This is a genomic window from Aquitalea magnusonii (assembly GCF_002217795.2).
Classification (GTDB): domain Bacteria; phylum Pseudomonadota; class Gammaproteobacteria; order Burkholderiales; family Chromobacteriaceae; genus Aquitalea; species Aquitalea magnusonii_B.
Genome location: NZ_AP018823.1, coordinates 3972557 through 3984235 on the forward strand (window position 1 = coordinate 3972557; position 11679 = coordinate 3984235).

15 protein-coding genes are annotated in these 11679 nt (G+C 59.4%); all 15 read right to left on the reverse strand.

What is annotated here, in order from left to right; translation table 11 throughout:
* Positions 1–126 precede the first annotated feature (126 nt).
* Positions 127–726, reverse strand: a complete 600-nt coding sequence (locus DLM_RS18580) for a helix-turn-helix transcriptional regulator (protein WP_167467164.1) — start codon at positions 724–726, stop codon at positions 127–129.
* Between the two features lie 5 nt (positions 727–731).
* Positions 732–2141 carry an HlyD family type I secretion periplasmic adaptor subunit gene (locus DLM_RS18585; RefSeq protein WP_089082615.1) on the reverse strand — a complete coding sequence of 470 codons (1410 nt, stop codon included), beginning with the start codon at positions 2139–2141 and terminating at the stop codon, positions 732–734.
* Entirely contained in the window at positions 2141–4309 is a 2169-nt protein-coding gene (locus DLM_RS18590) for a type I secretion system permease/ATPase (protein ID WP_089082614.1), read from the reverse strand. Before DLM_RS18590 ends, DLM_RS18585 begins: the two co-directional genes overlap by 1 nt.
* A gap of 242 nt (positions 4310–4551) precedes the next feature.
* Complete coding sequence (locus DLM_RS18595) at positions 4552–4899, reverse strand: DUF2069 domain-containing protein (RefSeq protein WP_089082613.1); 348 nt, start codon at positions 4897–4899, stop codon at positions 4552–4554.
* Complete coding sequence (gene tatC, locus DLM_RS18600; RefSeq protein WP_089082612.1) at positions 4896–5639, reverse strand: twin-arginine translocase subunit TatC; 744 nt, start codon at positions 5637–5639, stop codon at positions 4896–4898. Before tatC ends, DLM_RS18595 begins: the two co-directional genes overlap by 4 nt.
* A complete protein-coding gene (gene tatB, locus DLM_RS18605) occupies positions 5636–6145 on the reverse strand; it encodes a Sec-independent protein translocase protein TatB (RefSeq protein ID WP_089082611.1) in 510 nt (169 codons plus the stop codon). Before tatB ends, tatC begins: the two co-directional genes overlap by 4 nt.
* Before the next feature lie 15 nt (positions 6146–6160).
* Positions 6161–6364 (reverse strand): Sec-independent protein translocase subunit TatA, encoded by a 204-nt coding sequence (tatA, locus tag DLM_RS18610; protein ID WP_089082610.1) that lies wholly within the window; start codon positions 6362–6364, stop codon positions 6161–6163.
* 57 nt (positions 6365–6421) lie between these two features.
* Positions 6422–6745: a histidine triad nucleotide-binding protein gene (locus DLM_RS18615; RefSeq protein WP_089082609.1), complete on the reverse strand. Its 324-nt coding sequence runs from the start codon at positions 6743–6745 to the stop codon at positions 6422–6424.
* 22 nt (positions 6746–6767) lie between these two features.
* On the reverse strand, positions 6768–7088 hold the full coding sequence (locus DLM_RS18620; protein WP_082086335.1) for a phosphoribosyl-ATP diphosphatase: 321 nt from the start codon (positions 7086–7088) through the stop codon (positions 6768–6770).
* 124 nt (positions 7089–7212) lie between these two features.
* Entirely contained in the window at positions 7213–7605 is a 393-nt protein-coding gene (hisI, locus tag DLM_RS18625) for a phosphoribosyl-AMP cyclohydrolase (protein WP_089082608.1), read from the reverse strand.
* Positions 7602–8369, reverse strand: a complete 768-nt coding sequence (gene hisF / locus DLM_RS18630) for an imidazole glycerol phosphate synthase subunit HisF (protein WP_089082607.1) — start codon at positions 8367–8369, stop codon at positions 7602–7604. Before hisF ends, hisI begins: the two co-directional genes overlap by 4 nt.
* Before the next feature lie 61 nt (positions 8370–8430).
* Complete coding sequence (hisA, locus tag DLM_RS18635; RefSeq protein ID WP_045845766.1) at positions 8431–9174, reverse strand: 1-(5-phosphoribosyl)-5-[(5-phosphoribosylamino)methylideneamino]imidazole-4-carboxamide isomerase; 744 nt, start codon at positions 9172–9174, stop codon at positions 8431–8433.
* Positions 9175–9193: 19 nt separating this feature from the next.
* Positions 9194–9835 carry an imidazole glycerol phosphate synthase subunit HisH gene (gene hisH / locus DLM_RS18640; protein ID WP_089082635.1) on the reverse strand — a complete coding sequence of 214 codons (642 nt, stop codon included), beginning with the start codon at positions 9833–9835 and terminating at the stop codon, positions 9194–9196.
* 37 nt (positions 9836–9872) lie between these two features.
* Positions 9873–10466 carry an imidazoleglycerol-phosphate dehydratase HisB gene (hisB, locus tag DLM_RS18645; RefSeq protein ID WP_045845854.1) on the reverse strand — a complete coding sequence of 198 codons (594 nt, stop codon included), beginning with the start codon at positions 10464–10466 and terminating at the stop codon, positions 9873–9875.
* A 4-nt stretch (positions 10467–10470) separates the two neighbouring features.
* Entirely contained in the window at positions 10471–11541 is a 1071-nt protein-coding gene (hisC, locus tag DLM_RS18650; protein WP_089082606.1) for a histidinol-phosphate transaminase, read from the reverse strand.
* Between the last annotated feature and the right edge of the window lie 138 nt (positions 11542–11679).

The window sequence follows — 11679 nt, forward strand, 5'->3', positions numbered from 1 at the left end:
TGTAAGGAAAATATATTGTACTTAAGGGCAAAAACTATTTAATTTTCAGAAACTTCTCATATCAATTTAAAAACAAAGCCGCATTGCAAACCAGCAAGGCGGCTTTGTCAGTGGCGGCAGAAAAACCTAGCGCCCGGTCAGCTTCAACAGCAACTGCAGGCGGTCTTCCACCCCGAACTTCTGGAATACCGAAGTCAGATGGGCCTTGACGGTACGTTCGGAAATGTCCAGCAAGCGGGCAATCTCCTTGTTGGCCCGCCCTTCACGCAATGCTGCCACCACATGCTGCTCACGCTCGGAAAGTCTGGCACGCCAGTCTGGCGCATCTGCCACTGGCTGCTGCCGGCCAAATCGTGCGCATAGCTGTTGCATGATGCTGCGTCCCACCCAGGTGCCTCCGGACTTGACGGTATCAAACACCTGTTGCAGCAAGTCCGGCGTACTCATGGCATGGGCATAGGCGGCGGCACCGCACTGTAGCCAGTGCATGCCTTCTTCGTCCTGCGGCAGCGAACTGAGGGCGAGCACCCGGCAATGCCGGCAGGCCTGCAGAATGTCCTGCTCGCTGGCCACAACATCGGCCAGATCCAGCAAAACCAGGCTATCCGCCGGCACCGCGCTACGATTGAGTGCCGCCAGATCAGGCAGGCGCACGGCATCGTGCAGCTGCAGGCTATCCGCCCAGCCATCAGCCAGCGCACTGCTGGCGGTAATCAATATCACCATGTCGCTCATCGTTCGGTAAAGGCCTCTGCCTTGGCGCGCAGCACCGGTTTCAACAGATAGGAAAGAATGCTTTTCTTGCCAGTCATGATGTCCACCTGGGCCACCATGCCTGGAATGATGGGCAGATGCTTCTCGCCCAGTGCGCCTGCACGGGTACGTACTTTGACGATATAAAAGGCATTGCCCTTGTCATCGGTAACGGTGTCGGCCCCGATTTCCTGCAGGCTGCCTTCCATGCCGCCGTAGACGGTGTAGTCGTAGGCGGTAAAACGCACCATGGCGCGCTGTCCGGGACGCAGGAAGGCGATATCACGCGGGGAGACCCGGGTTTCTATCATCAGTGAATCTTCCAGCGGCACGATTTCCAGAATGTCCTTGCCCGGCTGTACCACGCCGCCAATGGTGTTGACGAACAGTCGCTTGACTTCGCCCTTTACCGGCGAACGCACCTCGGACAGCTTCACCTTGTCGGCCAGGCCGGAACTGCCGGCAGACAGGCTGTTGATCTTGCCCATGGTGTCGGACAAATCGGCGCTGGCCTGATTACGGAAATTCAGCTCGACTTCCTGGATCTTGTGGTTGGCTTCGCTGATGGCGGCCTGCAGCTTGGGAATCTGCGCCCCGGCCATGTCGCGGTCGCCCTGATAGCGCGACACATCGCGCTGCAGGCGCAGCAGGTCGACATCCGACACCGCACCCGACTCCTTCAATGGCTTGGTGACCGCCAGTTCACGCTGGGTAAGCTGCAAACCCTGCTGTGCCTGGGCATAGCGGGCACGTACCTCGTTGAGTTCCTGGCTGCGTTGCGCCTGCTCTTGGCGTGCCATCGAGACATTGGCGTCCAGCTCTTGCCGCTTGGCCTGGTACAGCTCGGTTTCCTGCTTGGCAATGTCCGGTGCCTGCTGGATGACCTCCTTGGGCAATGCAAACGGCACATTGTTGGCAATGGCGCGCAGCCGCGCCGCCTTGGCCAGCAAGGACAGGTACTGGGCCTGGTTTTCGTTCAGCGAGGAGACAAAGCGGGTGTTGTCGATATTCAGCAGCAACTGGCCTTTCTGCACAATCTGGCCTTCCTTGACCAGAATCTTCGAAACCACGCCGCCATCCAGGCTCTGGATATGCTGGTTTTGCGATACCGGCACCACCTTGCCTTCACCGCGCGCCACTTCATCAATCTGCGCCAGTGCGGCCCATAACAAGGCCACCACCAGCAAGGCCAGCATGCTCCACACAAATATGCGCGGCCGGCCCGGACTTTGCTCCAGGATGGCCCAGTCACCGTCGGTGGCAAAATCCTGGCGGTCCTGCAAATCGCGTGCCGCCGCCCAGTCCATCAGCTTGTCCCAGTAAGGCGAGGTACGGCCCTGGCCACCGCGGATCCAGCCTTGCAGGCGTTGCTTCCATGTCTTTTTCATCAGCCTGCCCTCCCCACCTGCCCCTGCTGCAGGGCCTGAATCACCGCGGCCTTGGGGCCATCAGCCACAATGGTGCCGTTGTCGATCACGATCAGCCGCTCGGCCAGCTCCAGCAAGGCATTGTGATGCGTCACCATGATCATGGTTTTGCCTGCCATTACCTTCAGCAAGGTCTGCTTGATCTGACTTTCGGTGGTGTTGTCCATATTGCTGGTGGGTTCGTCCATCAGCAGGATGGGCGGCGCATTCAGCAGCGCACGGGCAATGGTCACCGCCTTACGCTGACCGCCCGACAGCGAATCGCCGCGCTCACCGATCACCATGTCAAAACCCTGCGGATGTCCATTGACGAAGTCGGTCAGCCCGGCCAGTTCGGCCGCCGCCGCCACGCTGGCGTCATGCGCATGCGGCGCACCCATGGCGATGTTCTGGCGCAGCGTACCGTAGAACAGCACCGCATCCTGCGGCACGTAGCCGATATGACGGCGCAGTTCGGCCGGGTCGATCTGATTGATATCGATGCCATCCACCCGCACCGAGCCTTCCGTTGGCCGGAACAGACCCAGGATCAGCTTTTGCAGCGTGGACTTGCCGGAACCCACCCGCCCGATAATGGCGACGCGCTCGCCAGCCTTGATCTTGAACGAGACATTACGCAGCGCCTGTTGCGGATTATCCGGATAGCTGAACGACACATTGCGGAACTCGATCTCGCCCTGAAAACTGGTGCGGTGGAAGAAGTTGGCATCCTGCGGCCGCTCCACCGGCATGTTCATGAAGCCGTCCAGCGAGGACAGCGAGGTCTTGGCATTGTGGTACTGCGTCAGCAAGGCCACCAATTGGCCAAGCGGTGCCATGGCGCGCCCGGACAGCATCACCGCCGCAATCACGCCACCTTGCGAGGTATTGCCATCCATGATCTGGTACACCCCCACCACCAGCATCACGATGGATACCAGTTGGGTGATGAAACCAGCAAAGGTATTGGCCGAGGTGGCCAGCAATTTCAAGCGCGCCCCCACCTGGGCCAGAAACAGCGTGCCTTGCTCCCAACGTCCCTGCTGCTGGCCTTCAGCGGCCAGGATCTTGATGGTTTCCAGTCCGGCCAGATTTTCCACCAGTTGGGCATTGCGTTGCGCCGAAGCGCGCAAGGTGGCCTCGGTCAGCTCTTTCATCTTTTCCTGGATGAGCAGGGCAAACACGATCATCAACAAGCCGCCCACCAGCACCGGCAGGGTCAGCAAGGGCGAGATCCACAGGATTACCAGCAGGAAGATCAGCACGAAGGGCAGATCAATCAGCCCGGTAATGGAGGCGGAGGCAATGAAGTCGCGCACGGTTTCAAAGGCGCGCAGATTGGAGGAAAAGCCCCCCACCGAGGCTGGCCGTGCTTCCATGCGGATGCCCAGCACCCGCTCCATGATCAGGCTGGACAGCGTCACATCCACCCGCTTGCTGGCCAGATCAATCAGATAGGCGCGGGTCATCTTCAGCAGGAAGTCGAACACCAGGGCCAGCAGGCCGCCAATGGCCAGCACCCACAGTGTCTCCGTCGCCATATTCGGCACCACGCGGTCGTAAACATTCATCGACACCAGTGGAATCACCAAGGCAAACAGATTGATCAGCAAGGCGGCAATCATGGCGTCGCGGTACAGCGGCAGCCCACCATACACCGTCTGCCAGAACCAGTGCCGCGAACGGATTTCGCCCAACTCCGGCGCACGGCGCTCAAAATTGAAACGGGGACGGACAAAAATGGCCAGCCCCAGGTATTTGTCGGCCAGTTCCTCTAGCGAGATGCTGACTTCCGATTCGGTCAGTTCGGAAAAACTCACCCGCGCCAGGCCGCTATCCGGGTCGATGGCACGCAGGATGCAAGCCTCATCGCCCTCCAGCAGCAACACCGCAGGCAGCAGGGCATCGCGCAGCTTGTCCAGCGGTTGACGCACCACGCGCGAGGTCAGGCCGATACGCCGTGCCGAGCGCGAAAACATGGAGGGGTTCAGCCGGTTATTGGTAAGCGGAATACCCGCCACCAGCGACTCACGGGTGGCATTGATGCCATAGCCGCGTGCCAGGGCAAACAGACAATCCAACAGCGGGTCCAGATGGGTTGCCTGCGGGGGAATGGAATCATGTTGTCCGACCGGGGACGGGGAATGCATGCGCTGCCCTCTTGATACTTTTGTGATGAGCAGTCAGTCCTTGCTCTGCTCTTAGTGACGCCATTCTAGTGTAAGAGTCAGAAGCAGCAAACTGTTAAGAACAGTTAAAATAAATAATTTAAAATAGGGGGCATTTAGCGGTTCATTTTTACTAGGAAATTTCAATTCAAGCACTAAGAAAAGTAAAAACCTGCCACCGGCAGGTTTTTAGGTATTTCGGGTAGATCCGCCAAAAGACAACGCTAGGTCGGCTTGCGCTTGAAAGTGCGGGCAAAACCCAGCACGCAAGCAAAAAACACCACACTGATCGCCACTTCCCACAAGGCCAGGGTTTGCGATAGGCCGCTGTCGCCCCAGCTACGCATGATGCCTTCGGTGAAGAAGGCCAGGATGAACATGCTGGACCACTGGTAGGTATACAGCCGCTCTTTGAGAATGCCCATCAGCGGTGCCAGCAGAACAACCGCCTTGAGCGCCAGGAAAGAGCCGCCGGGCCGAACCGGTGCCAGCCACAGCTCCCAGGCCAGGGTCAGCAGAATCAGGGCCACCAGACTGGCAGCCGCGCCGTAGTGAAACAGTTTTCGGTTCATTTATCCTGACTTCCAGCCGTCAAAGCCCGCGCCGGGCGCGCCATGAATACCGCCATGATGATGCCTACTTCGTACAGCAGCCACAGCGGTACGGCCAGCATGGTTTGCGACAACACATCCGGCGGCGTCACCACCGCCGCCACCACGAAGGCAGCGACAATCACATAGGGCCGGCCCTCGCGCAGCTTGGCCACCGACACCACCCCCATGCGCACCAGCACAATCACGATGATAGGCACTTCAAACGTCACGCCAAAGGCGATGAACATGCCCATGACAAACGACAGATACTTGTCGATGTCGGTCATCATGCTCACCCCGCTGGGCGTCATCATCGAGAAAAAGTGAAATGCCACCGGAAACACCAGGAAATAGGCAAAGGCCATGCCCAGCAAAAACAGCAGCACGCTAGCCACCACCAGCGGCAGGATCAGCCGCTTTTCATGGCTGTACAAACCCGGCGCAACAAAAGCCCATACCTGGTACAGGGTGTTGGGCAGCGAAATGAGAAAAGCCACCAGCATGGTGAGCTTCATCGGCACGAAGAAAGTGGCTGTCACCTCGGTGGCAATCATGCTGCCGCCATTGGGCAGCGCATCCAGCAAGGGTTTGGCCAGCAAATGATAGATGTCGCCAGACCAGTGAAACAGGCCCAGGAACACCAGCATCAGGCCGAGAATGGCGCGCACCAGCCGTGTGCGCAGTTCCAGCAGGTGGACAAGCAGAGGTTGTTCGTTCATGCGTGCGGACGGGACTCGGAGGAAGGCTGACTGGCCGGTGGCGGCGCATCAAACAGATCAAGCTGGTTTTCATCACGAACGGGCAGCTCCACGGCAGGCTTTTCCGCCACCACCGCAGAGACCACGGCGGCAGGAGCCGACTCGGCCTGCAAGTCCAGCCCGCCATGAATGGTGTGGGCGGCCTCTTCCAGCGGGGCCTTGGCCTCGGAGGATAGCTGCTGCAACTGGGCAGATTGCGCGGCCATTTCCTGCCGCACACCCTGCACTTCGGCTTCCATCTGCGCCTTGAAACTGCTGGCGGCATCCTGGATGTCGTTGCGCAAACCATCCAGCCCGCTCAGGTTGGCTTGCTGATGGATATCGGCCTTGACGCTGGCAACAAAGCGCTGCGCCCGCGCCACCAGCGCACCGAGGGTGCGGGCAACCGTGGGCAGGCGCTCAGGCCCCAGCACCACCAGCGCCACAATGCCGATCAGGAGGATTTCACCAAAGCTGATATCGAACACGATGCGGCCTGTGGCTTATTTCTTGTCGGATTCGTTGTCGATGATGCGACCGGTTTCGGCAGGCTTGTCGGCTTTCTCGTTTTCGCCCTTCATGCCTTCCTTGAAGCCGCGCACCGCGCCGCCCAGGTCTTCACCCACGTTTTTGAGTTTTTTGGTACCGAAAATCAGCACCACGATCAGCAGTACAACCAGCCAGTGCCAGATACTGAAAGAACCCATTGCAACTTCCTTTCAAAATGATCAGGCGCACCCGACAGGCGGCGCGCCGGCAAAGCGTCAGCCTTTATGGCCAAAAACATGCACATGCAGGTGGAACACTTCCTGGCCGCCACCGCGACCGGTGTTGATGCCGGTCTTGAAGCCAGCGGCCAGCCCCTGCTCGGCGGCCAGCTTAGGCACCAGGCCCATGATGCGGCCCAGCAGGGCTTCGTGTTCCGGACCGCAATCGGCCAGCGAGGCCACGTGCAGCTTGGGAATGATCAGGAAATGCACCGGTGCCAGCGGACGGATGTCATGGAAGGCCACGACATCCGCGTCTTCGTAAATCTTGTTGCAGGGAATCTCGCCTGCGGCGATCTTGCAGAAAATGCAGTCACTCATCACATGGTCCTGTATGCGGAATTCAGGAAGGGCGGGAGGCTTTTTCGTCGATGCCGGAAATGCCTTCACGGCGATGCAGCTCCATCAGCACATCTTCCGGGCGCAGGCCATGATAAGCCAGCAACACCATGGAGTGGAACCACAGGTCGGCCACTTCGCGCACCAGATGCAGCTTGTCCTTGTCCTTGGAAGCCATGATGGTTTCTGCCGCCTCTTCTGCCACTTTTTTCAGAATGGCATCTTCGCCCTTGTGAAACAGCGAGGCCACATAAGAGGACTGGGGGCTCGCCTCGCGGCGGGCTTCCAGGGTATCGGCAACCGTCTTGAGCACATCGAAAGTCATGATGCTTCACCTTTGCATACTGGGAATTCGGCAAGTATAGGCCGATTCGCTTCTCGGCCGTTAGCGCAGGACACGGCCTGCCATTGTAGCGACAACGCGTGACAATGAATTGATACGGAGCAATTTAATGCTTGTGCTGATAAATGGCGGCCGGGTCTTTCAGCACTCCATCGACAATGCTCCAGCCACCGTTTTCGAAACGGCGGTAGAAACAGCTTTCGCGGCCGGTATGACAGGCAATGCCGCCGGCCTGCTGGATTTGCATCACAATCACGTCGCCATCGCAGTCCAGCCGCAGTTCCTGAACGGTTTGCAGGTGGCCGGACTCCTCGCCCTTTTTCCACAGCTTCTGGCGCGAACGGCTCCAGTAGTGGGCAATGCCGGTGTCAGCCGTCAGTTGCAGGCTTTCGCGGTTCATCCAGGCCACCATCAGCACACGGCCAGTGGCGCTGTCCTGGGCAATCGCCGTCACCAGGCCCTGGGCATCCCATTTGACTTCATCAAGCCAGTTGCTCATAGCCGCACCTCGATTCCGGCTGCGCGCATGGCCTCCTTGGCCTCGCGCACGGTGTATTCACTAAAGTGGAAGATGCTGGCGGCCAGCACGGCATCGGCCTTGCCCAGCTTCACCCCATCCACCAGATGCTGCAGATTGCCCACGCCGCCGGAGGCAATCACCGGAATGCCCACCCCTTCGGACACGGCACGGGTCAGCGGCAGGTTGAAGCCGATCTTGGTGCCGTCACGGTCCATGCTGGTGAGCAGGATTTCACCGGCACCGTATTCCTGCATCTTTTGCGCCCATGCCACGGCATCGATGCCGGTACGGTTGCGCCCGCCATGGGTAAACACTTCCCAGCGGTCGTTTTCCGGGGTGACGGCCTTGGCGTCCACCGCCACCACGATGCACTGGCTGCCAAACTTGGCGGCGGCTTCGCGCACCAGTTCGGGGTTGGTTACCGCAGCGGTATTGATGCTGACCTTGTCGGCACCGGCGTTGAGCAGGCGGCGGATGTCTTCCACCTTGCGCACGCCACCGCCCACGGTCAGCGGGATGAACACCTGTTCGGCCACCGATTCGATCACATGCAGGATCAGGTCGCGGTCGTCAGAGCTGGCGGTAATGTCCAGAAAGGTAAGCTCGTCGGCACCTTGCTCGTTGTAGCGCCGGGCGATTTCCACCGGGTCGCCGGCATCGCGCAGGCCGACAAAGTTGACGCCCTTGACGACGCGACCGGCAGTCACGTCCAGGCAGGGAATAATGCGTTTGGCCAGAGTCATGTTTGCAACACAAAAAAATTTGGCCGAAGAGTCTTCGGCCAAACTGGGGGTTAAAACCGGATCAGGCCTCGGACAGTTCGTCGGCCAGCGTCTGCGCGGCAGCAAAATCGATGCTGCCCTCATAGATGGCACGCCCGGTGATGGCACCTTCGATCCCTTCATCCTCAACCGCGCACAAATTGCGTACATCGTCGAGATTGGTCAGGCCGCCGGAGGCGATCACCGGAATGGTCAGCGCCTGGGCCAGCTTGACGGTGGCTTCGATATTGACGCCATTCATCATGCCGTCACGACCGATGTCGGTGTAGATCACCGAGTTGACACCGTAATCCTGGAAGCGCTTGGCCAGATCGATCACATTGTGATTGGTGATCTTGGCCCAGCCATCGATGGCCACCATGCCGTCCTTGGCATCCAGGCCGACAATCACCTGGCCGGGGAAGGCATCGCAGGCATCATGCAGAAAGCCCGGAGTTTTTACCGCGGCAGTCCCGATGATGACGTAGGACAAGCCCATGTCCAGGTATTTTTCGATGGTGTCCAGGTCGCGGATGCCGCCACCCAGTTGTACCGGCATGTCATCGCCCACTTCCTGCAGGATGGAGCGGATGACATTCAGGTTCTTGGGTTTGCCGGCAAAGGCACCGTTCAGGTCAACCAGATGCAGACGGCGGGCACCTTGGTCTCTCCAGTGGGCGGCCACCTGGACCGGGTCATCGGAAAAGACGGTGGCATCGTCCATGACGCCCTGTTTCAGGCGTACGCATTGACCATCCTTGAGGTCGATAGCGGGTATAAGCAGCATGGTGCTAGATCAACGTAAGTTAAACACTGCCATCCCATGCCAGGAAGTTCTTCATCATCTGAAGACCGGCACGGTGGCTCTTTTCGGTATGGAACTGCGTCGCAAAAATATTGCCACGCCCGACGATACAGGAAAACCTGTCCGGGTACTCACTTTCCGCCAGCGTCAGCGCTGCATCAGCCGGGGCAAAGTGGTAGCTGTGGACAAAATAGAAGCGTTCGCCATCTTCTATCCCGGCAAACAGCGGATGGGACGAAGTCTGGTAAACACGGTTCCAGCCCATGTGCGGCACTTTGAGGCGCTCGCCAGCGGCATCTGTCAGGTTAGCCGAAAAACGGACCACATTGCCCGGAAACAGGCCAAGTCCGGGGGTATCGCCTTCTTCACTGTGCTGGAAAAGCAACTGCGCACCGACGCAAATACCGAAAAACGGCTTGGTCTGCGTGGTTTCACGTACTGCCTCGGCCAGGCCGTAGCTGTTGAGCTCGCGCATGCAGTCCGGCATTGCCCCCTGACCGGGAAATACTACCTTGTCGGCCTTGACGATGGCTTCCGGGTCGCGGCTGAGGAAAATGTCCGCGCCCTGGTCGTTGACCGCCTGGATGGACTTGAGCACCGAGTGCAGATTGCCCATGCCATAGTCGATTACTGCGACTTTCATCATGTCCCTAACTGTTCAGATGAGAGTGGGCTGCGGCTCAGGCCGTCAGCGTACCCTTGGTGGACGGTGTGGCACCGCCCATGCGTTCGTCCACTTCACAGGCCATGCGCAGCGCGCGGCCAAAGGCCTTGAAGATGGTTTCGGCCTGATGGTGGCTGTTTACCCCGCGCAGATTGTCGATATGCAGGGTCACCATGCTGTGGTTGACGAAGCCATGGAAAAACTCGGAGAACAGGTCGACATCGAACTGGCCGATGCTGGCGCGGGTGTATTCCACGTTGTACACCAGGCCGGGACGGCCGGAGAGGTCGATCACCACGCGGCTGAGCGCTTCGTCCAGCGGCACGTAGGCATGGCCGTAACGGCGGATGCCCTTCTTGTCGCCAATGGCCTTGGCAAAGGCCTGGCCCAGCGTGATGCCGATGTCTTCCACCGTGTGGTGGGCATCGATGTGCAAATCGCCCTTGGCCACGATGTCCAGGTCGATCAGGCCGTGGCGGGCAATCTGGTCCATCATGTGGTCGAGAAAGGGCACGCCGGTATCGAAATGGCTGCGGCCAGTACCATCCAGGTTCAGGGTGACGGTGATCTGGGTTTCCAGGGTGTTGCGGGTAACGGAGGCTGTTCTCATGATTTCAGGCAAAGTAGCCGGCCAGTGCAGCAAGCACGGCCGTGTTTTCATCCGGACTGCCCACGGTGAGGCGCAGACAGTTGTCGAGCAGCGGGTGGCTGCCATGCAAGTTCTTGATCAGGATGCCATTTTTCTTCAGGAAGGCAAACAGTTCTGCGGCATCCGGCACGCGGATGGTGACAAAATTGGCCTGTGAAGCAAATACCGTCAGCGCGCGGTACTGACGCAAAGCTTGCAACAGGCGCTGGCGTTCGTCGCGCAGGGTCTGTGCCTGCTGCATGAACACCGCCAGATGGCGCAGCGCAAAGCGGGCGGCCGCCTGGGTCAGTACATTGATGTTGTAGGGCGGGCGTACCTTGTCCAGCTCGTCTATCCATTCGGCACAGCCTGCGGCATAGCCCAGGCGCAAACCGGCCAGGCCCAGCTTGGACAGGGTGCGCATCACCAGCAGATTAGGTCGGCTGCCGGCCAGATCCATCAGGCTGTCGCTGGCAAAGGCCTGATAGGCTTCATCCACCACCACCAGTCCCGGCGCGGCATCCAGCACGGCCAGTACCTGCTCGCGGGCAAACTGCGGGCCGGTGGGATTATTGGGATAAGACAGGAACACCACCGCCGGCTGATGGCTGGCAATGGCCGCCAGCAAGGCTGGCAGATCCAGGCTGAAATCGGCATTCAGCGGCACCCCGACATACTGCAGGCCGGAGAACAGCGCATTCATGCGGTACATGACAAAGGACGGTTCCAGCGCCAGCATCACCGCGCCAGGGCGGGCCAGCGCCTGGGCAATCAGAGTGATGATTTCGTCCGAACCATTGCCCAGCAGCACACTGGCGGCAGCCGGTATGTCAAACGCAGCCTTCAGTTCGTCCTTCAGCCCGCCGCCATGCGGATCGGGATAACGGTTGATGGCGACGTCGGCCAGGCACTGCCCCAGTTCGGCGCGCAATGCATCGGGCAGCGCGTAGGGATTTTCCATGGCGTCCAGCTTGATGAGGCCGCTGGCGTTGGCCACATGGTAGGCCTTGATTCCGGCGATTTCCGGACGGACCAGTTGCTTGGCAGTCAATGTCATGATGATTGGGCTGTGCCGGCTGCCTGTGACAACCGACCCGGCCATGCAGGTCAACAGGGGCGTTGTCAGTACAACGCTGGAGGGGGCTATCCTACCGTGTTCGGTGATTTTGGGCTAGTTGCCCGCCGTGGCAAGCCA